18 protein-coding genes are annotated in these 19,443 nt (G+C 62.4%); 11 read left to right on the top strand and 7 right to left on the bottom strand.

From position 1 onward, the window contains the following. Nucleotides 1-42: 42 nt before the first annotated feature. From AC1DVN_RS00090 to AC1DVN_RS00075, 4 genes are read right to left on the bottom strand one after another with little or no spacing between them, the layout of a single operon-like run. Nucleotides 43-1,320 carry a sensor histidine kinase gene (locus tag AC1DVN_RS00090; protein WP_020970479.1) on the bottom strand — a complete coding sequence of 426 codons (1,278 nt, stop codon included), beginning with the start codon at nucleotides 1,318-1,320 and terminating at the stop codon, nucleotides 43-45. After that, nucleotides 1,317-1,994 carry a response regulator transcription factor gene (locus tag AC1DVN_RS00085; protein WP_029256009.1) on the bottom strand — a complete coding sequence of 226 codons (678 nt, stop codon included), beginning with the start codon at nucleotides 1,992-1,994 and terminating at the stop codon, nucleotides 1,317-1,319. The genes AC1DVN_RS00090 and AC1DVN_RS00085 overlap by 4 nt, the downstream gene beginning before the upstream one ends. Nucleotides 1,995-2,006: 12 nt before the next feature. After that, a complete protein-coding gene (locus AC1DVN_RS00080) occupies nucleotides 2,007-2,570 on the bottom strand; it encodes a hypothetical protein (protein WP_046379056.1) in 564 nt (187 codons plus the stop codon). Beyond that, a complete protein-coding gene (locus AC1DVN_RS00075; protein WP_020970476.1) occupies nucleotides 2,563-3,219 on the bottom strand; it encodes a hypothetical protein in 657 nt (218 codons plus the stop codon). Before AC1DVN_RS00075 ends, AC1DVN_RS00080 begins: the two co-directional genes overlap by 8 nt. Nucleotides 3,220-3,474: 255 nt before the next feature. On the opposite strand from AC1DVN_RS00075, the gene AC1DVN_RS00070 reads away from it, so the two are divergent. The 7 genes from AC1DVN_RS00070 to AC1DVN_RS00040 all read left to right on the top strand — a co-directional run bounded on the left by AC1DVN_RS00070 (nucleotide 3,475) and on the right by AC1DVN_RS00040 (nucleotide 10,934). Further along, a complete protein-coding gene (locus AC1DVN_RS00070) occupies nucleotides 3,475-4,041 on the top strand; it encodes a hypothetical protein (RefSeq protein WP_021332226.1) in 567 nt (188 codons plus the stop codon). Between the two features lie 63 nt (nucleotides 4,042-4,104). Next, entirely contained in the window at nucleotides 4,105-4,566 is a 462-nt protein-coding gene (locus tag AC1DVN_RS00065; protein WP_021332227.1) for a hypothetical protein, read from the top strand. 236 nt (nucleotides 4,567-4,802) lie between these two features. Next, complete coding sequence (locus AC1DVN_RS00060) at nucleotides 4,803-5,726, top strand: thiamine pyrophosphate-dependent dehydrogenase E1 component subunit alpha (protein WP_044479496.1); 924 nt, start codon at nucleotides 4,803-4,805, stop codon at nucleotides 5,724-5,726. 10 nt (nucleotides 5,727-5,736) lie between these two features. Further along, a complete protein-coding gene (locus tag AC1DVN_RS00055) occupies nucleotides 5,737-6,786 on the top strand; it encodes an alpha-ketoacid dehydrogenase subunit beta (protein ID WP_020970473.1) in 1,050 nt (349 codons plus the stop codon). A 2-nt stretch (nucleotides 6,787-6,788) separates the two neighbouring features. After that, on the top strand, nucleotides 6,789-8,306 hold the full coding sequence (locus AC1DVN_RS00050; protein ID WP_477993066.1) for a 2-oxo acid dehydrogenase subunit E2: 1,518 nt from the start codon (nucleotides 6,789-6,791) through the stop codon (nucleotides 8,304-8,306). A 6-nt stretch (nucleotides 8,307-8,312) separates the two neighbouring features. Beyond that, a complete protein-coding gene (gene lpdA, locus AC1DVN_RS00045) occupies nucleotides 8,313-9,686 on the top strand; it encodes a dihydrolipoyl dehydrogenase (protein WP_477993064.1) in 1,374 nt (457 codons plus the stop codon). 9 nt (nucleotides 9,687-9,695) lie between these two features. After that, nucleotides 9,696-10,934 carry a helix-turn-helix domain-containing protein gene (locus AC1DVN_RS00040; protein WP_477993063.1) on the top strand — a complete coding sequence of 413 codons (1,239 nt, stop codon included), beginning with the start codon at nucleotides 9,696-9,698 and terminating at the stop codon, nucleotides 10,932-10,934. Between the two features lie 10 nt (nucleotides 10,935-10,944). On the opposite strand, the gene AC1DVN_RS00035 is transcribed toward AC1DVN_RS00040, so the two are convergent. Then, nucleotides 10,945-12,156, bottom strand: a complete 1,212-nt coding sequence (locus AC1DVN_RS00035; RefSeq protein ID WP_477993061.1) for a low temperature requirement protein A — start codon at nucleotides 12,154-12,156, stop codon at nucleotides 10,945-10,947. Between the two features lie 122 nt (nucleotides 12,157-12,278). On the opposite strand from AC1DVN_RS00035, the gene AC1DVN_RS00030 reads away from it, so the two are divergent. Both AC1DVN_RS00030 and AC1DVN_RS00025 read left to right on the top strand, forming a co-directional pair. Next, nucleotides 12,279-12,422 carry a flavin reductase family protein gene (locus AC1DVN_RS00030; RefSeq protein ID WP_060938168.1) on the top strand — a complete coding sequence of 48 codons (144 nt, stop codon included), beginning with the start codon at nucleotides 12,279-12,281 and terminating at the stop codon, nucleotides 12,420-12,422. 21 nt (nucleotides 12,423-12,443) lie between these two features. Continuing rightward, the gene (locus AC1DVN_RS00025) at nucleotides 12,444-12,734 is read left to right on the top strand and encodes a hypothetical protein (RefSeq protein ID WP_020970468.1); all 291 of its coding nucleotides are present in this window, start codon (nucleotides 12,444-12,446) and stop codon (nucleotides 12,732-12,734) included. A gap of 4 nt (nucleotides 12,735-12,738) precedes the next feature. On the opposite strand, the gene AC1DVN_RS00020 is transcribed toward AC1DVN_RS00025, so the two are convergent. Further along, entirely contained in the window at nucleotides 12,739-15,156 is a 2,418-nt protein-coding gene (locus AC1DVN_RS00020) for a lysylphosphatidylglycerol synthase transmembrane domain-containing protein (RefSeq protein ID WP_019744892.1), read from the bottom strand. 211 nt (nucleotides 15,157-15,367) lie between these two features. Between AC1DVN_RS00020 and ppk2 the strand changes: the two genes are divergently transcribed. After that, a complete protein-coding gene (gene ppk2 / locus AC1DVN_RS00015; protein ID WP_020970466.1) occupies nucleotides 15,368-16,333 on the top strand; it encodes a polyphosphate kinase 2 in 966 nt (321 codons plus the stop codon). 13 nt (nucleotides 16,334-16,346) lie between these two features. On the opposite strand, the gene mgrA is transcribed toward ppk2, so the two are convergent. Next, complete coding sequence (gene mgrA, locus AC1DVN_RS00010) at nucleotides 16,347-17,378, bottom strand: L-glyceraldehyde 3-phosphate reductase (RefSeq protein WP_070796082.1); 1,032 nt, start codon at nucleotides 17,376-17,378, stop codon at nucleotides 16,347-16,349. Between the two features lie 98 nt (nucleotides 17,379-17,476). On the opposite strand from mgrA, the gene AC1DVN_RS00005 reads away from it, so the two are divergent. Further along, a partial coding sequence (locus AC1DVN_RS00005) for a SulP family inorganic anion transporter (RefSeq protein WP_477993059.1) occupies nucleotides 17,477-19,443 on the top strand: 1,967 nt, incomplete at its 3' end.

Here is a 19,443-nt window from a genome sequence, read left to right as displayed (position 1 = left end):
CGGGACACTGCGTCCCGGCCGATCGGCCGAACTGGCTCGGTGTCAAGCGAACTCGTCTGGCGGGCATTCGGGGAGGTCGATCGTCACCACAGCGCCGCCGTTCGGATGGTTCGAGAAGTTGATACGAGCGCCGATGACCGCCGCTTGCCCGACTACGATCGTCAAGCCGAGGCCCAGGCCCGAGTTCGGGCCCCGTTCGACGCAATCGGTCTGAAATCTCTTCGGCCCCTGACGAAGCCACTCTTCAGTGAACCCGCTGCCCCGATCCCGCACCGTGATGCGAGAGTGGTCGACGTCGACATTGATCGGCGGCTTTCCGTGATTTCGAGCATTCAAGATCAGGTTGGCGATGATCCGCTCGAGCCGACGTGCGTCGGTGTACGACACAGGCGTCCCGTGAACTCTCACTTCGCACTCCACCCCGGTGGTGGAAATCGCGTGGTGAACCACCGGTGCCAGTTCCACCGATTGGATGTCAGCGTGCTCGGACGTGGTGTCGAGGCGGGCCACTTCGATGACGTCCTCGGCAAGCCTCCTGAGTTTATGGACGCCGTCGCGCACCAATTCGGTAGGCCTACCTGGCGGCAGAAGCTCTGCGGCGCCGACCAGTCCGGAGATGGGTGTTCTGAGGTCATGCGCGATGTTGGCTGTCACGCGCTTCTCGGCGTCCAATTGTCCCCGCAGCGCATCCGACATTGCGTCGACCGCATCCGCCAGCTCGGTGATCTCGTCGTCGAAAAGCGACCAGGTGACCGATCGGACGCGGATGTTCGCTCCGGTGGACACTTTGCGAGCCGCACGGGCGGCCGAGCGCAATCGATACGACATCGCGAGTCCAAGCAGCACACCCAGGACGGCACCCGCTGCGATCACTGCGATGGTGGCATTGCGAAGTGTCCGATCGACGCTGGCGATCGATTCCCGCTGCGCGGTGTACGGGACGCGAATCGCCACCACCTGAGTGTTGACGTCGGCAGCAGCCCAGACAAATGGCTGGTCCCCGCTGTTGACAAGGTAGGTGGCACGTTTGCCGCCCGCCACGGCCTGACGCAACTCTTCCGGAACGTCGAGACCATCTGTGGTGGCGCGGAACAGCGCACGCATGCTGCCCGTTTCGTCCTGCAGCACCAGTTGGAGATTGCGATCAGCTGCCGCCCGCGCTGCATCCTCTTGGTTGTGTGAAAAGGTTTGATGCATCACGGTACTGAGCGTGATCGAGGCGACGGCAATCACGAACGTGATGGCCGCCGCGATCTTCCACTGAAACGACAACCGCCTCCCGGTGGACGGGAGCTTGGCGGCGAGATCCCGCGATCTCATCGATGGTTGTCCATCGTGTAGCCGAACCCCCGGACGGTTCGGATCTGTTCGGAGCCGATCTTCGTGCGCAATCGCTGAACGTGAACGTCGACGATGCGCGTATCGCCGCCCCAGTCGTAATCCCAGACGTCCGAGAGCAGTTCGGAGCGAGACCAGACTTTGCGCGGCACACTCACCATGACCAGGAGCAGCTTCATTTCAGTGGGGGTGAGTGCCACTTCGGCGCCCGAACGCGTGACGGTCACCAACTCGCGATCGATCTCCAGATCGCCGAGAGTCACGATGTCTTTCTCCGTACCGGAATGGGATTCGACCCGCCGGAGCACACTTCGGATACGGGCCACCAGGACACCGCTGTCGAAGGGCTTGGTGACGTAGTCGTCGGCACCGGCTTCCAATCCGAGAACGATGTCGACCGGGTCGTCGCGCGCGGACAGCATGATGACCGGGACCGACAGTTCCTCACGAATGCGTCGGCACAGGCTGATTCCGTTCAGGTCGGGAAGCATCACGTCGAGGACGGCGATATCCGGCTTGGCGTCGACCGCCAAATCCATTCCGGTCAACCCACCCGATGCGGTGATCACCCGAAACCCGTTGCGTTCGAGATTCAATTGCGTTGCTTCGCGGATGACAGCGTCGTCTTCGACCAGCAAAATCAACGGATCGGTCATCGGCCTTCGCTTTCATGGGAACGGAACACTCTCAAACCCTTCACCGGTCCACTTGTATGCAGTCGACGATTGACAGAACTCCGGAATGCCGGGGTCTTTGCACAGGTCGACCATGACCGACAATCCTCCGGTTGAGCCGACGACGTAGCGTCCTGGGTCTTGCACTCCGAAGACTTTGTGAGCGCCGGATTCGTCGATCTGGTAGACGAATCCGGCGACCATGAAGCTGACCGGTGGGGCCGGTCGTCCCCAGATGCCGACAGACTCGCAGGTGAAGACATTGACGACGGCATCTTGCCAAACGGCGTCCGTCACGTGGGAGTACCGGATTTCGAAGGGGAAGTTCGCATCACCGCACAGTCGGAGACTGTCCTTGACCGCATCGGACACTTCCGGGTCTGCTCTGAGGAGGGCAACAGGATCGATGCTCAAGCCCTGTGAGAGATCCGAGGGGTCGAGTGATGCTGCGATATTCGGAGTGGGTTCTGGTTCAGGCTCGGTGGAACAGGAGGCGAGAGCAAACGCGACCGGCAGGCAAACACCGGCGAGCATCGCGCGGCGACGGCGATCAATCACGGATGAACTCCGTTCCATCCCAGTGGAACTCGGTCCGAAGCGGTGGACGGGGGCAACATTCGAACTCCGGTGGCCGCGGATCCGTCTCCAGGACAGACAAACTCGCGGCGCGTTGACCGCTGACGATGAACTTTCCGCGCTCTTCGACGGAGAACAGGCGCTCACCCAGTTCGGGATTGTCTTCACTCGAACCGGCCTTGCCGCTGCGGTAGACGTAGCCGGCGAGGTTGACCGAAATCGATACTCCGGTCCCGGGTTGGTGGGCCGGTTGGCACGGATACACATTCATGACGACCAGTTCGGTCTCCGGCACGATACGAGGTGCGCCTGGATCGAGAAGGATGGATCCGACAGAGATCGGATACCAGTCCGGGCACGATCGGAGTTCTGTCTTCACGCCCTCCGACACCCCGGGGTCGTCGAGAAGCGCACGGCCCAGCCTCGAATTCTCGGCAACCCGTCTGGCCAGGTCGGCGGGCTGTGTGACGGACAATCCGGTGGAAGCGACATCGCCTTCGATCACAACACCCTGGGTGGACCCGCATCCGGTGATCACGGACGCTCCGACGGCCGCTGTCGCGAGTGCCGTACCGAACAGCCTGCGAGTGCGGCCTGTTCGGCCCTCGCAGATCTCATTCCGATACAACACTTTCCCCTCCCCGGCCGGTGCGAACTGTCTCATCGGCATGCGCACTTTCATACGATCACACGTGATCTCGATATCGGCGTTTCACCACTCACCGTTACGTAATCGTATGAATGTCGGGAACGTCGGGAGTTGGTACGCGACCGCCGGAATTCTGTTACGAAACCGATGGAATCAGGCTTTTAGAGTGATTCTCGTCGATGTTCGCCATTTGAGGTGAACGGACCCGAATTTCTGTATCGAGGAGCGTGAGAGCACATGCCTGATGTTCTGCTGACCAACAAGTCCCGGCGCCTGCGAGTGTTGCTTGCCGTACTGACGATCGGAAGCGCGTGTGCGATGACCGCGTGTTCGAGTGAAGACACCACTGCACCTGAAAGCGGTTCGACGGCTACGTCAGTGGTCGCGGCGTCCGCGACCACACCCCCGCTGACCACGGTGGCACCTACGTCGGAGACAGTCGAAAATTCGAGTTCGGCCGGCAGTGCGAACGAATCCACCCCGGGAGTCCCGGCGGGTGGAGCAGCACCGGCCTGGACGCCGGTCTCGGCCAGCGCAGTTGCCCCTGCGGCCCCTGGTCCGGCTACCGGGTCGACCAAGTGCACCGATCAGATCAACTATGCGGGCGATCCTCGTTCGAATGCAGAGATCAACAGCATCGGAGAGCAGATGGGTTCATGCCCGGCCCCGCTCCCATCCGGTGCCGTCGAACCCCCCGAGAAGTGCACTGACCAGATCAACTACGGCGCTGACCCTCGTTCCAACGCCGAGATCAACATCATCGGGGAACAAACCGGGATCTGCCCCGAGCCGATACGCCCCTAGCGAGCTCGAAACCTGAGCAGTAGTCGGGAATTCGACCAAGGGTGGAACCAGGGGGAGATCGGAATGACTAGCAGGGCAGGTGGACGTTCGATCGACGGTGTTGCCGACGATGCGTCCCGAGGGGATCGTGACGCGATTGCGGAACTCCTTCAACGCATCGTGCCTTTGGTGACGCGGCGCTGTCGTGCCGAATTGCGACCGGTCGACGCTGACCGTATTGCCGTCGGAATCTGCCGTTCCGTCCTGGCCGATATCCAGCGACGACGACGCGCCGGAGAAGCGTTCCTCGCGCATCTGTACGACGCGATCAGTCGCGAAATCGATTCGCTACCCGCATCCAGTCGACTCACTCTGCCGTTCGGTGATCTGTCGGCCGTCGAACGCAATGTCTTGGTAGCTCGCATCGTTGTCGGTTTCGACGTGCGCGAGACGGCGCTGTCACTGAGAACAACAACGAACGCCGTCGAACTCGTCCAACACCGCGCGCTGTCCAAGATCAGACGCGGCAGCCTCAGCGGCGCCTGAGTCAACGCTCGAAAGTCAACAGCTGCAACCCTTCGCAACTCCCGGCAACCTCACGCAACTCTTTCTCTTCGCCCGTGACCTACACGACACTGCATGGCGACGAGTGATCGAGAACGAGGAGTGTGACGGTGGTTCAACGGACGGCGCAGAAGCCGGCAACGTCAGGATCGAAAAAGACCGGGGCCAAGCCTCATTCAGGGCTGGACCGGGATGCATTGCTGAAGGCGTACGAGAAGATGTCGCGCATCCGCGCGTTCGAGGATCGATTGCACGAAGAGAATGCAACCGGTGACATCCCCGGCTTCATTCACCTCTACTCGGGCCAGGAAGCCATCGCAGTGGGAGTGTGCGAGAACCTGAGCGACGCCGACTACATCGGATCCACTCACCGCGGTCACGGGCACTGCATCGCCAAGGGCTGCGATCTGAACGGCATGATGGCCGAGATCTTCGGCAAGGACGACGGCCTGTGTCGCGGTAAGGGTGGGTCGATGCACATCGCCGACCTGTCCGTGGGAATGCTGGGTGCCAATGCGATTGTCGGCGGAGCCCCGTCGTTGGCGATCGGCGCTGCACTGAGTGGCAAGACACTTCGAAACGGCGTCATCGCAGCGTCGTTCACGGGAGACGGTGGATCCAACCAGGGAACCGTCTTCGAGGCGATGAACATGGCTGTGGTGCTGGATCTTCCGATCGTCTTCGTGATCGAGAACAACGGATTCGGTGAAGCAACAGGAACCGACTACGCGGTGGGCGCACCCGACATCGCCGCCCGCGCTGCATCCTTCGGAATGCCTGCCGTCAAGGTGGACGGCACCGACTTCTTCGCGGTCTACGACGCAATGGCGGAAGCATCCGAGCGAGCCAGGACCGGCGGTGGCCCCACCACGATCGAGGCGGCCGCATTCCGTTGGCACGGCCACTTCGAGGGTGACGCGCAGCTGTATCGCACGGCGGAACAGGTTGCGCAACTGCGGGAAACCAAGGATCCGCTCAAGAATTTCCGTAGCAGTGTGGATGCGAAGAAGGTCAGCACCGCTGATCTGGACGCGGTGGACGAGCAGTCGCGAGTGCTGGTGGACGAGGCGGTGGCGAAGGCGCGCGCCGCAGCGTACCCACCAGTCGAAAATCTGCTGACCGATGTCTACGTGTCGTACTGAGGAGCCCGAGATGACAAGCGTGGAAGCCACGAACGTGTCGAAGAAGACCTACCGCGAGGCCGTCAAAGAGGCCATCGCTCAAGAAATGCAACGAGATCCGAGCGTCGTCCTGATCGGTGAGGACGTACGCGGTGGGCATGCCGGTACCAATCCCGATCTGGAGACGAAGAAGATCGAGGCATTCGGCGGTGTCCTGGGTGTCACCAAGGGATTGTGGACGGAGTTCGGATCGGAGCGTGTAATCGATACCCCGATCACCGAATCCGCGATCATCGGAATGGCTGCCGGAGCCGCACTGACCGGACTGAGGCCGGTCGCCGAGTTGATGTTCATGGACTTCTTCGGAGTCTCCTACGACGCGCTCTACAACCAGGCTGCCAAGTTCCGCTACATGTTCGGTGGCAAAGCCAGAACTCCGCTGGTGGTGCGAGGCATGATCGGCGCCGGCTTCTCCGCCGCTGCGCAGCACTCTCAGTCTCCGTACAACGTGTTTGCCGCGGTGCCTGGCCTGAAAGTGGTCGCGCCGTCCAACGCCTACGACGCCAAAGGCCTTCTCATCCAGGCTATCCGGGACGACGATCCTGTTGTGTTCTGCGAGCACAAGGTGCTCTACGACCTCAAGGGCGAGGTGCCGGACGAGCCGTACGCGATTCCGTTCGGCGTCGCCAACTACACCAGGCAGGGCGACGACGTCACGATCATCGCTTTGTCCGCAATGGTGAACCGCGCCAACGACGTAGCGGACAAGCTGGCAGCCGAGGGTATTTCGGTCGAGGTCGTCGATCCTCGTACCGTCTCACCATTGGACGAGGACGGCATCCTCGAATCCGTCGCATCGACCGGACGCGTCGTGATCGTCGACGAATCCGCCGCCCGCTGCGGTTTCGGGCACGACGTGGCCGCGCTGATCGCCACCAAGGGATTCAACTACCTGAAAGCGCCGATCGAACTGATCACGCCGCCACATACTCCGGTTCCGTTCTCACCGACCCTCGAAACTGCCTGGCTGCCTGACGTTGCGCGCATCGAAGAGTCGGTTCGCAAGCTGGTGAGAGCCTGATCATGGCTGACATCAAAGCTATCGACATCCCCAAATGGGGGCTCTCCATGGAGGAGGGGTTGGTCAACGCGTGGCTCATCGAGGAAGGTGACTCGTTCACCAAGGGCCAGTTGATCTGTGAGATCGAGACCAGCAAGATCACCAACGAGCTGGAGGCGCCGTTCGACGGTGTTCTCCGCAAGATCGTCGGCATACCGGGGCAGACTCTGCCCGTCGGTGCCGTGATCGGTGTGTCCGCCGATGCGTCCACGACGGATGCGGAGATCGAGCAGTTCCTCGCCGCTCGCGGCGCAACCGCGCCGGCGGAAGAGCCGGCACCCTCACCAGTTGCCGAACCGGAGGCTCCCGCGACACCTACGGCTACACCCGCTGCGAAGGTGGTTGTTGCAGCGAAACCTGCACCAACCGGTTCCACCGTCGTACCGAGTGTTCTGCAGGGCACGACGCAGAGCGACGTGTTTGCGAGTCCTCGAGCACTCCGACGTGCCGAAGCGCTCGGAATCGATCTCGCCGCCGTAGTGGGTACCGGCCCACTCGGGCGGATCAGTGTCCGAGACATCGACGACGCGATTCGTGACGGCGGTGGCACTGTTGCGCCAGCAGTGCCGGCCACGAGATCCGGCCTCCCGCTGCGATCAACCGCCGACGACAGTGCCGTGCCTGCCACCCCAGTCGCACGCAGAACTGCCCGATCGCTGGGCGTAAACCTGCACGATTGTCGTCCGACGGGTTCGCGGGGGCGCGTCTGCGTCGCCGACGTGCACGACGCCGCTCGTTCCGCGCAGCTCCTGCCTGAGGTGGCGGCTCAGACGGGAATTATTGCCGTCGAACCCGAGTACGACACAATTCCGTTCACGCCCATGCGATCGGCAATCGCGGGCAGGTTGCAGGCGTCCAAGCAGCAGGCTCCCCATTTCCGGCTCACGGCGGATCTCGAGCTCGATGCGCTCCTAGCTCTGCGCAAGGAGATCAATTCGACTGTCCCGGCGGTCAAGCTGTCGGTCAACGACTTCATCGTGAAGGCCTGCGCGGCTGCGCTGATGAAGGTGCCGGACGTGAACGTCCAATTCGATGCAGCGAACGAATCGGTTCTTCGATTCGCGTCGGCGGATGTCTCGGTGGCAGTTGCACTTCCGACCGGACTGATCACGCCCATCGTGCGTGGCGCGAACACCAAGTCGTTGGCGGACATCTCCGGTGAGGTGCTCTCGTTGGCCACCAAGGCGAAGACCGGCAAACTCCGTCCCGAAGAATTCCAAGGCGGAACGTTCACGGTGTCCAACCTCGGCATGTTCGGGATCAAGGCATTCGACGCGATCATCAACCCGCCCCAGGGAGCGATCCTGGCCGTAGGTGCGGGGGAGAAGCGGGCCGTGGTGGTCGGCGACAGTGTTTCCGTCCGGACCGTGATGACCGTGACCCTCTCGTGCGATCACCGGGTGATCGACGGAGCCTTGGGTGCGACCTTCCTTCGGGAGCTCCAGCGCTTTGTCGCTTCTCCCGCGCTGATGTTGGTGTAAGGGGCTGTGGTGGAAAGCAATACGTCGAAGAAGTACGACGTTCTTGTCATCGGTGGTGGCCCCGGTGGTTACGTGGCGGCGATCCGGGCCGCCCAGTTGGGGTTGAACGTTGCGCTGGTAGAACGTGATCGCCTCGGCGGCATCTGCCTCAACTGGGGTTGTATCCCCACCAAAGCGATGCTTCACGGCGCGGACGTCGCGCATACCTTGAGCGAACTCGACAAATACGGATTCAGTTCGGCGTCTGTCCAGTTCGACATCTCGAAGTTGGTGTCGTTCAGCCGAGGGGTTTCGGAGAAATTGTCCGGCGGTGTTGCCTATCTGATGAAGAAGAATGGCGTAGACGTCATCTCAGGCACCGCGAAGTTGGTGGACAAGGGCGTCGTGTCCGTGGAAGGTCATACCTATCGAGCCGACCACGTGATCATTGCAACCGGCGCCCGGCCGCGTTCGATTCCCGGGGTTGCCCCCGACGGTGATCGGGTGTGGACATATTTCGACGCACTCGTCCCGAAGGAACTACCGAAGTCGCTGCTCGTGATCGGGTCCGGCGCGATCGGAGTCGAATTCGCCAGCCTGTACCGCGATCTCGGCACCGAGGTGACCATTGTCGAGATGGCACCACACATCATGCCGGTGGAGGACGAAGAGATTTCGGCGTTCGTTCGCAGGCAGTTCGAGAAGCGTGGCATCACGATTCACACCGGAGCCTCGGTGTCGGCGGTGACCGTCGGCGCCGACACCGTCGAAGTGAACGTGCAGACGAGCGACGGTGTCCAGGCGGTGACCGTGGACCGGGTATTGGTGGCTGCCGGGATCACCGGCAACGTCGAGGATCTGGGGTTGGAGGCTCTGGGCATCGAGATCGAGCGCGGTGCGATCGTCACCGACCAGTGGTGCCGTACCAGTGCCTTCGGGATCTACGCGATCGGTGACGTCGCGGGCGCTCCATGTTTGGCGCACAAGGCAAGTCACGAAGCTGTCCTGTGCGTCGAAAAGCTGGCAGGCGTGCCCGATGTTCATCCGCTCGATCGCGACTACGTTCCGGGATGCACGTATGCCCGCCCGCAGGTGGCGAGTCTGGGTCTGACGGAGAAGCAGTGCGCCGGTACTGGTCGCACGCTGCGGGTCGGACACTTCGACCTGCAGGCGAACGGCAAGGCATTGGCGATCGGCGAGGCCGAAGGCTTCGTCAAGACGATCTTCGACGCCGATACCGGGGAACTGCTCGGCGCGCACATGGTCGGTCCGGATGTGACCGAGCAGATCCAGGGTTTCGGTATCGCCCGATCCCTCGACGTGAACGATGTCCTACGTTCACGCACGCGGACAACTCTGCAACCGGGTGCAACGCTCGCTTTCGATGACCCCATCACATAGGACTGGAGTGTGATCGGCGCAACGAATCGACTCGAACCGGCCCTGGGTAGTGGTGAAGACCCGGCGCAGTACGCACGTGTTCTCGAATCCGTGTACGAAGCAACGATGTCCGGGCGCAAACCGCCCGCGCGCCCGCGCTCCGTGATCGCCGATTCGTGGTCGCGTCTGCGCGCCCTCGGTCTCGATCCGGAGCGGTGTTCGATCACGAAGACCACTCGTGCCTCGGAGATCGAAGAGAGTCGGGGTGCGGCCGGAATGACGGAGATCTTCGACGAGGCGGTACGCGGTCTGGCACCGCTCGTCGGCCCGGACGACGCGAGTTTGATAGTGGTGGCGGACCGACAGGGTCGCATCCTCTGGCGCCACGGGCCCGGTCGAATGCTGGATCGGGCCGAACGCCTCGGGATGATCGAGGGTGCGTCGTGGACCGAGGAAGCTGTCGGTACCAACGGGATCGGTACTTCGTTGGCATCAGGTTCGGCAGTGCAGGTGTTCTCGGCCGAGCACTACTCGCGCTCGCAGCATCCGTGGACTTGCTCCGGGGCGACGGTTCGGGATCCGCGTAGTCGCCGGGCGCTCGCCGTCGTCAACGTCGCCGGCGCCGCAGGCACTGTCCACCCGTCGACTCTCGCTTTGGTGGACAGTGTGGCCAGACTGGCGGAATCCGCACTGCGGGAGAAGCATCGAATCGGATTGGATCGGCTGCGGATGATCTCGGCGTCGACGCTGGCTCGCGCGAGTCAGCCGACAATGGTTGTGGACCGTAGTGGCTGGGTTGCTGCGGTGGACTCGATGGCGCCGATCTACCGAATTGCACTACCGAAAGCGATGAGCAGCGGCGAGCATTGGCTCCCGTCACTCGGATTGTGTATGTGCGAGCCACTTCCGGGCGGCTGGCTCATCCGCCCTCAGGTGAACCCGGCGTCTGGAAATGTTTGTGCCGAAGTCGAATTGGACCTGCGAGATTCGAATGCGATGGAACTGCGGTACTCCTCGGACTTGGGAGGTTGGAGTATCGACCTCAGCCCGCGCCATTCGCAGATCCTCCTGGCTCTGACACAGGCGCCCGAGGGTCTCACGGCCTCGCAGCTCGCCTCAGAGTTGTTCGGCGATCCGCGTAAGACGGTGACCGTCCGGGCCGAGATGTCGAGGTTGCGTAAGCGATTGGCTGGAATCGTGCTGGCTCAGCCCTATCGCTTCGACCCGGCGGTGAGGGTAAAGACCGTCCCTGCTGTGCGCCTTTATTAACCGCGGGGGGTTAATAATGGCGCACAGCAGAGCGGCGCGAACGCCGCACCTGCGCATACTCGTAGCCGTTCTGCCAGGTCACGGTGGCCACCAGCACCCAGATGATCCACGTGGCGCTCATGTGCGTGCCGACAATGCCCATGACGATGGGGATGGCGGTGCAGGGGAGCGCCCAGCCGAGCAGCCACCGTCGGTCCGATCGCGCAAACAGCCCCGCCACGGTGCTGATTCCGAAATAGACTGCGATGCTTCCGCACAACAACCACCGCAGGTTCGCGGGTGTGTGTTCCGCGCCGTGTTCGGTTGCCGCTCCGAGTCCTGCGACCAGAACCGCGATAGCTCCGGTGGTGAAACAGTGCAGTGCCATGTCGATGCGAGCGGGAAACTTCTCGGGCTGCAGGTGCGGAACACCGGCGTGGCCGTAGAGAAGCGAGAGTGCCCACATGCCCGAGAGCAGGACAAACGATCCGACTGCGAGGCTGACGACCGTGGAGTCCCAGGTGAGCTTCGAGGCCGCAGAGATCACGAGGATCACACCCTCACCCAGCACGATGATGACGTACAGGCCCAGCCGCTCGGCAAGATGAGCCCGATCGGAGTGCAGGGCTTCGAGTTCGGGCATCCGGTCGTCCTTGAACCCGCGAACCTTGATGATGCGGTCGAGCTTTTCCTGCGCGTCTTCCATGATCGCGCTGCCGGAGACGACGAACATGATCAGCAGATCGATGGTCACACCGGCAGTCCAGAGCCAGAACCGAGTTTCACCCTCGAACCAGAACGAGACGATCCACGGGATCACACCGAGAGACATCTGGGCGATCGGCCAGTCCACGACGATCTGGCCGTTGTGCCACACCCGACTCGCGAGCAGACGTACGGCCACGTAGGCGACAGCGAAGGCCAGCGCATGGTTGTCGTGGATGCCGGCCACGGCCGCCATCATGACTGCCAGTCCGAACATGGCGATCAGCATGCTCGGGATTCGGACGCGGTCGCCGGCAACGTTGCCGTACATCGTGAACGTCGCCCATGCGGTCCAGAACGCGAGATAGAGCAAGGCGTAGAGCGCGACATCCGACCACGACGGCGAACCGTGGAGCAGGTGAGCCAGCTGACCGATACCGGCTACCACGACCAGGTCGAAGAACAATTCGATCCATGACGCGTGTCGCTCGAGCACCGCCTTCTGCTTCGAGTCTGGTTCATTTCCGAGTTCCGACATAAAGCTCAGTATCGGTTATCGGCATCAACAGTGCTGGTAGGCAGCGAAGTTGTCCGTTTTTTTGAAGTAGTGCTTATGCTGTCCGCGCTCACGCGCATGCCGTCAGGGAGGGGCAGGCTCCCATCTGGATCGCGTGCACCGTGGACGCCGTCGTGGACGGTGGTGATCACAAGATCGTGACAGGATCGGTGGACGACGCCTGGCACTGCGAGGCGAATCCACTGACCTATCACCGGCGTGTATTCGGTACGCACTCACCGTCGTGAGTGATCCAGGAAAGGAAAGCCATGTATGTACTGGTGGACAACGGCCGCGTCAGCGTCCGCGATGTGGACAACCTGAAGGCCTTTCACGTCGAGGTGACCGGCGACATCGCCGATTCCGAACTGGACGAGCTCTTGCGCCTTCGGAATTACGGATACGTCAGCGGTGGAAGTGCATTCATCTCGGTAGCCCGTGTTCGCGAGAGCGCCACTGACGTCGACGGAGTGGCGGCGATGGTCGACTACGCCCAGGGCAAGGGCTGGGTCGACGACGACGGTGAAGCGTTGCAGGCGCACATCGTTCGCCGGCAGTGAACGCTCAGACCATGTCGTTCTTCTGCAGCCATCGCAGGGTCGGCCAGCCGCAGAACACCGGGAGCCAGCAGGTCAGGACTCGGTAGAGCAGAACCGACGGCACAGCGATGCTTGCCGGCAATCCGAACGCGGACAGGCCACCGATGAGGGCGGCCTCGACGGCTCCGACGCCACCCGGTGTCGGAGCTGCCGAGGCGAGGGTTCCACCGATCATCGTCACGATGGTGACGGTGATGAACGTCGTTCCGCCGCCGAATGCCTCGACGCTTGCCCACAGAGCCAGGGCGGCACCGAGAGTTGTTGCAGCGCTGCCGCCCACGATGATGAGGAATCGGGTCGGGTTTCGTGCAAGTTGGCTCAGTTCACCCAACACCTCGGTGATCTGAGGACGCAGATCGTCGCGCAGCCACCCACGAAGTTTCGGAATGAACATGAATGCACCGAGAACTCCGAGCGCGACGCCACCCGCCAGATACAGAACAGTGGATCCCGGGATGAAGTGCGAGAGGTTCGTATCGCGTCCGGCGACGATCGAGAAGAAGATCAGCAAGCCGACGTGGGTGACCACCTGAACCGTCTGTTGAAGCGCGACTGCGGCCGTTGCACGGACGGTACCGAGCCCGCCCTTCTGCAGGAACCGCACACTCAGGGCGAGCCCGCCGACTCCGGCCGGAGTAGTCGTCGCGGCAAAGGTGTTGGCCACCTGCATGATCAGGAGGTTGCGGTAACTGACCATCGACGACGCACAGGCCCACAGGGCTGCTGCCGCGCCGACGTACGTCAGTGCGGAGACGCCGAGGCCGAGCAGTGCCCACCACCAGTTGGCTGTCTTCAACTCCGTGATGAATGCGGGTACCTGGCTGATGAACGGATAGGCGACGTAGACCAAGCCGATGAGCAGAACGAGCTGGATCAGTTGATTGCGACTGAATCGGGTGACCTGTGCGGGAGCGACCTTTTCGATCCCGTTCTTCGCGCCAACCTCGTCTCGGATCTCGGTCATCAATTTTGCGGAATCCTCGGCGGTCCGCCGAATTCGGTTGGGCAACGCCGAGGTGGTCAATCGGCCGGAGGCAGCGAGAATCGTGTCTGCGCCTTGCGCACGAATCGCGGCGTCCACCGCTGCGTCGACGCCGAACAGTGATGCGGTGGCAAAAAGAAGTTGGGCGTTGTCGGACTGCATCTGAACTTCGGTGGCGCCGAATTCGGAGTACGCGTAGCCGCCGAAGAGGATCGTTCCGCCCTCGACGCGAATCTCGGAAGCGCGCAGGTCACCGTGCGCCATCTGATGTACGTGAATGGTGTGCAGTGTTTGCCACAACGCGTCGATCAGTTTGGAGGATTCTTCCTCGTCCGCCTGGTTTTCGACGGCGACGGCAAGTGGGATACCGCGGGGGCTCGGGCGGGCGTACATCTCCCATCCGCGATCGAGCACCGAGATGGCGACGGCTTTGGAACTGGCCAGACCGATGTCGGCGAACGCGATACCCATCAGCGCGCGATGTTCGACGGCGCGCCGAAGCGATCCGTAAGGGGGAGGAGTTTCACGGTTCCGGAACGAGATCCAGCGGAACGTCTGTCGAATTGCTCCGCTGCTTCGCTGGTTCTGTCCGTACAACTCGACAATGAGTTCGTCGAACGGTTCGTCGTCCGGAGCCTTGTCGATGTCGGCGGACATGACCAGCGGGCCGATTCCCGAGGGACTCACGACGCGGAAAGCGGTGACGCGGTAACCACGCCGCGCGAGCACGCGTACTGCAGAGTCCAACGGCACTTCGAGGGCAGGTGTGCCGACGGCAAGAACGATCACCGCGCCGATCAGATAGCCGACGGCGAGACCCAGCATCGATCGGGCGGGAACGATCGAGCTGACGATCAGGTGAATGGGCGCAAACAGCAGAAGCAGCGTCCACCAGGCTCGTCGCCACTTTTTCGGTAGCCACGGACCCGAGACGGTGAGCACCGCCGCGAGCATCGCAATCCACCGCGGATCGTCGAGAAATTGGGACAGGAACGTGGCGTCGAGTCGGTCGGGGACGTCGAGGTGCCACTTGGGTGCGGCGAGTCCTGTGCCGGTGAACGACAGCGCGAGTCCGGCGCACAGGCCGGCAGCGGCGTATCCGGCCAGCAACTTCCATCGGCGCCCCACGATGAGCCCGATCAGAATGGCAAACGGTAGCGCCAGGATTGCGATGCCGTAGAGGAGGTACACAGTGTCGGACAGGCTCGGCGACAGCACTCCGACGATGTTGGACACCGACGTTTCGAGGGCGTCCCACTGACTTCGGGTGATCAGAGAACCCGCGATGACGCCGCCGAGCAGCACGGCAGCGATCGCGACCCGCATGATGTCGCTCGTACGGCGGTGCAGTGGTGGCAGGAGGCTTCCCGTTACCGGGATCTCCCGTCCGTCTACTCGCATCTCGCCAGAACTCTCTTCTCTCGGGGGTTACCGACCGTCTCAGTTACCTCGATCAAGGTACCGCGTGGGGGTTCGGCGCCTGGGAAGCCGGACCTGTCGTTACCTCCTCGATGCCAAGCAACATTCGCTTCGGCCCCGCGGCGGAGGGCTTCGGCGCGTAAAATTCACTTTCCGGACGTTCGTTCATTTCGACGACAGGGAGTGCGTATTCATGAGCCCCGACTCCAGCGGTGTGGACGGTCGGGTTCCTGACCTGCCGACCCCGTCGACCAGAATTTCCGTCACCGAGGACTATGCGGCCGAGATCGACGAGCTCTCGAGTCTCAAGCACAAGCTCGGCGGACTCGAGCCCTCAGAGTTCGCGGATGCCTGGAAGCAGGGCTATCCGTACGAGAAGAAAATGTCGCGCCGCGAGTACGAGCGGAAGAAGCGGCGTCTGCAGATCGAGTTGCTCAAGCTGCAGCTGTGGGTCAAGGAAACCGGGCAGAAAGTGCTCATTATCTTCGAAGGTCGCGATGCTGCCGGTAAGGGCGGGTCGATCAAGAGGTTCACCGAGCATCTCAATCCTCGTGGTGCCCGGGTCGTCGCGCTCGAGAAGCCCACAGACATCGAGCGAACGCAGTGGTACTTCCAGCGGTATGTCGCACACCTACCCAGCGGCGGCGAGATCGTGATGATGGACCGGTCCTGGTACAACCGCGCCGGTGTCGAACGAGTGATGGGTTACTGCACGCCGACTCAGTACCTCGAGTTCATGAGAGAGACCCCGGACTTCGAGCGGATGCTCGTCAACTCCGGGATCCATCTGCACAAGCTGTGGTTCTCGGTCAGCCGGGAAGAGCAGTTGGCGCGATTCGCAGCCCGTCGAACAGACCCGGTGCGTCAGTGGAAGCTCTCACCGACTGATCTGGCTTCGCTCGACAAGTGGGACGACTACACGCAGGCCAAGGAAGCGATGTTCTTCTACACCGATACCGGGGATGCGCCCTGGACGGTGATCAAGAGCAACGACAAGAAGCGCGCCCGCCTCGAAGCGATGCGTCACGTGCTCGCCAGCTTCGACTATCCCAACAAGGATCACCGGGCAGTCGGTACTCCGGATCCCTTGATCGTCGGGCCTGCTTCGGCCGTATTCGAAGAGGGCGAGCACGTGAACGTGGAGTTGCCTCAGCTCTAGCGCAGATGATCGCTCAGATCGAACTGGCCTCTGCCCACAGATTGATGCCGCTGTCCTTTGCGTGCTGATCTATGGAGGCCAGTTCGGCTGCGCTGAATTCGAGATTGTCGAGCGCGCCGACGTTGGCTTCGAGTTGGGCGACGCTGGATGCACCGATCAATACCGAGGTGACCCGCGAATCGCGGAGTGCCCAGCTCAGTGCCAGCTGAGCCAGCGACTGGCCGCGGTCTGCCGCGATGTCGTTGAGCGCGCGGATGTGGGTGAGAGCGTCGTCGGTCAACCACGACGGATCGAGTGACTTACCTTGGGCGGCGCGAGAATTCTCGGGGACGCCGTTCAGATACCGGTCGGTGAGCATGCCTTGCGCGAGCGGCGAGAACGCGATGACGCCCACTCCGAGATCGTCGACAGCCGAAAGCAGGTCCTGTTCGATCCACCGATTCAGCATCGAATAGCTCGGCTGGTGGATCAACAAGGGGACCCCCGCAGCGGCGAGCAGTGCGGCGATTTCACGGGTGCGCTCCGGCGAATACGAACTGATACCCGCGTACAGCGCCTTGCCCTGCTGGACGGCACTGATCAGCGCGCCTGCGGTCTCGTCGATCGGAGTCTCGGCGTCGGGGCGATGGCTGTAGAAGATGTCGACGTAATCGACTCCGAGTCGGCCGAGCGACTGGTCGAGGGATGACAGCAAGTACTTGCGGGAACCGCCGAACCCGTAAGGACCGGGCCACATGTCCCACCCGGCCTTCGACGAGATGACCAATTCCTCGCGGTACGAAGAGAAATCCTCACGCAGGATCCTGCCGAAGTTCGTCTCGGCGCTTCCGTACGGCGGCCCGTAGTTGTTGGCCAGATCGAAGTGCGTGATTCCTAGATCGAATGCCCGCCGCAGGACTGCGCGCTGGTTCTCGATCGGTACGTCGTCGCCGAAGTTGTGCCAGAGCCCGAGCGAGATCGCCGGGAGTTTGAGACCGCTCCGACCGGTTCGGCGGTAGGGCATGGCTTCGTAGCGGTCCTGCGCGGCGACGTACTGATCGGACATGGTGCCTGCCTTCACATCGTTGTGGTTGAGCATTTACTCCCGACCATTATCGCCGACGGCATCCCAGCAGCCGGATCCGGGGTCCGGCGAGGAGATCTATGTCGACGCAGTCCGTAGTGCACGCACAATCATCCGCAGACGAAGCCGTCGTGGGGGATTCGTCTCCGCCGGGTGGTGGAAGCCGGCGTTATCTCGAGCAACTGATCAGATACGACGTGCCGGCGTCGCTGGTCGTCTTCCTGGTGGCGCTTCCCTTGTCCTTGGGAATTGCTATCGCCTCCGGGGCACCGATCATGGCAGGTCTGATCGCCGCCATCGTCGGCGGAGTAGTGGCCGGAGCGGTGGGAGGTTCACCGCTGCAAGTCAGTGGTCCCGCAGCCGGTCTGACCGTGGTGGTCGCCGAACTGATCGGCAAGTTCGGGTGGAAAGTCACCTGCCTKATCACCGTCGGCGCCGGAATTTTGCAGATCGTGTTCGGGCTCAGCCGAATTGCCCGTGCGGCACTGGCTATTGCGCCGGTGGTGGTGCATGCGATGCTCGCCGGTATCGGCATCACCATTGCGCTACAACAGGTTCACGTGTTGTTGGGCGGAAGCTCGGCCAGTTCGGCGCTGGACAATCTACGGCAGTTGCCCGCACAGATCGGTGCCCTGCACGTCGAGGACTTGATGATCGGACTCGTTGTCATCGCCACTCTTCTCGGGTGGCGCTATCTCCCCGCGGGCGTCCGGAAGGTGCCTGCGGCATTGGTCGGCATCGTATTGGCAACTCTCGCTTCGCTCCTGCTGCCGATCGACGTCGAACGTATTGCTCTCGACGGATCTTTGTTGGACTCGATCGGACTTCCCGCTCTGCCGGACGGCCAGTGGCTCGGCGTCGCAACCGGCATCCTGACCATCGCCCTGATCGCCAGCGTCGAGAGTCTGCTCTCGGCCGTGGCTGTGGACAAGATGCACTCGGGCCCGCGCTCGAACTTCGATCGCGAGATGCTCGGCCAAGGTACTGCGAACATGGTGTCCGGGGCGATCGGCGGCCTGCCCGTCACGGGTGTGATCGTACGCAGCGCCACCAATGTCGAAGCCGGGGCGAARTCCCGTGCGTCGTCGATCATGCACGGCCTGTGGATYCTGCTGTTCTCGGCYGCGCTCGCCGGGTTGGTGCAGCAGATTCCGAAGTCTGCGCTTGCCGGACTGTTGATCGTCATCGGCATTCAACTGGTCAAGCTGGCGCACATTCGGTTGGCGCGACGSACCGGTGATCTGTGGGTGTACGGCATCACRGTGGTCGGCGTCGTGTTCTTGAACCTGCTCGAGGGCGTGCTGATCGGATTGGCGTTGGCGATCGCCCTCCTGGTGTGGCGKGTCATCCGCGCATCGGTCACGGCAGAAGAGTTGGGTGACAAGGATTCCGGGAAGTGGCGGGTGCTGGTCGAAGGGTCGTGCACCTTCCTGGTGCTGCCCAAGCTCACCTCGGTACTCGCCGGCATCCCGCCGCGGTCCGACGTCACCGTCGAGTTGTCCGTCGACTTCCTCGACCATGCCGTCTTCGACGTCATCGAAGAGTGGGCGAGGCAGTACGAGTTGGCAGGTGGTTCGGTGATCATCGACGAAGTYGGCTCGGTGAGTATGGAGAGCGCGACCACCGGTCCGCCGAAGCGCGGCGCCGCAGTCACCGACCTGCGCGGATTGCTCGCTCCGTGGGGTAGTTGGCAACCACAGGCTTCGGGAAGGAATCTGAGCAGCCCGCCAGCCTTGCGACCCATTCTCGACGGGGTGTCCAACTATCATCGCCATCGCGCCGAAGCGATACGGCCGCACATGGATCAGTTGCGCGACGGMCAGAATCCCGACTCYCTTTTCCTYACCTGCGCAGATTCGCGAGTGGTGCCGAACATCATCACGAGCAGTGGCCCAGGTGACCTGTTCACTGTGCGCAACGTCGGAAACTTGGTTCCTGCCGGCGGCCGCGATACGTCGGTGGAAGCGGCACTGGCCTTCGGGATCGACGAGTTGGGTGTCAGTTCGGTGATCGTGTGCGGACACAGTTCGGTGATCGTGTGCGGACA

The organism is Rhodococcus sp. P4_E4 (assembly GCF_056401575.1).
The sequence above is the reverse complement of the archived record's forward strand: the minus strand, read 5'-3'. Positions and strand labels throughout refer to the sequence as shown.

Coding starts and splice junctions, on each gene's coding strand:
- AC1DVN_RS00090 (WP_020970479.1), bottom strand. CDS start 1,320: ATGAGATCGCGGGATCTCGCCGCCAAGCTCCCGTCCACCGGGAGGCGG.
- AC1DVN_RS00085 (WP_029256009.1), bottom strand. CDS start 1,994: ATGACCGATCCGTTGATTTTGCTGGTCGAAGACGACGCTGTCATCCGC.
- AC1DVN_RS00070 (WP_021332226.1), top strand. CDS start 3,475: ATGCCTGATGTTCTGCTGACCAACAAGTCCCGGCGCCTGCGAGTGTTG.
- AC1DVN_RS00065 (WP_021332227.1), top strand. CDS start 4,105: ATGACTAGCAGGGCAGGTGGACGTTCGATCGACGGTGTTGCCGACGAT.
- AC1DVN_RS00060 (WP_044479496.1), top strand. CDS start 4,803: ATGTCGCGCATCCGCGCGTTCGAGGATCGATTGCACGAAGAGAATGCA.
- AC1DVN_RS00055 (WP_020970473.1), top strand. CDS start 5,737: ATGACAAGCGTGGAAGCCACGAACGTGTCGAAGAAGACCTACCGCGAG.
- AC1DVN_RS00050 (WP_477993066.1), top strand. CDS start 6,789: ATGGCTGACATCAAAGCTATCGACATCCCCAAATGGGGGCTCTCCATG.
- AC1DVN_RS00035 (WP_477993061.1), bottom strand. CDS start 12,156: ATGTCGGAACTCGGAAATGAACCAGACTCGAAGCAGAAGGCGGTGCTC.
- AC1DVN_RS00025 (WP_020970468.1), top strand. CDS start 12,444: ATGTATGTACTGGTGGACAACGGCCGCGTCAGCGTCCGCGATGTGGAC.
- AC1DVN_RS00020 (WP_019744892.1), bottom strand. CDS start 15,156: ATGCGAGTAGACGGACGGGAGATCCCGGTAACGGGAAGCCTCCTGCCA.
- ppk2 (WP_020970466.1), top strand. CDS start 15,368: ATGAGCCCCGACTCCAGCGGTGTGGACGGTCGGGTTCCTGACCTGCCG.
- mgrA (WP_070796082.1), bottom strand. CDS start 17,378: ATGTCCGATCAGTACGTCGCCGCGCAGGACCGCTACGAAGCCATGCCC.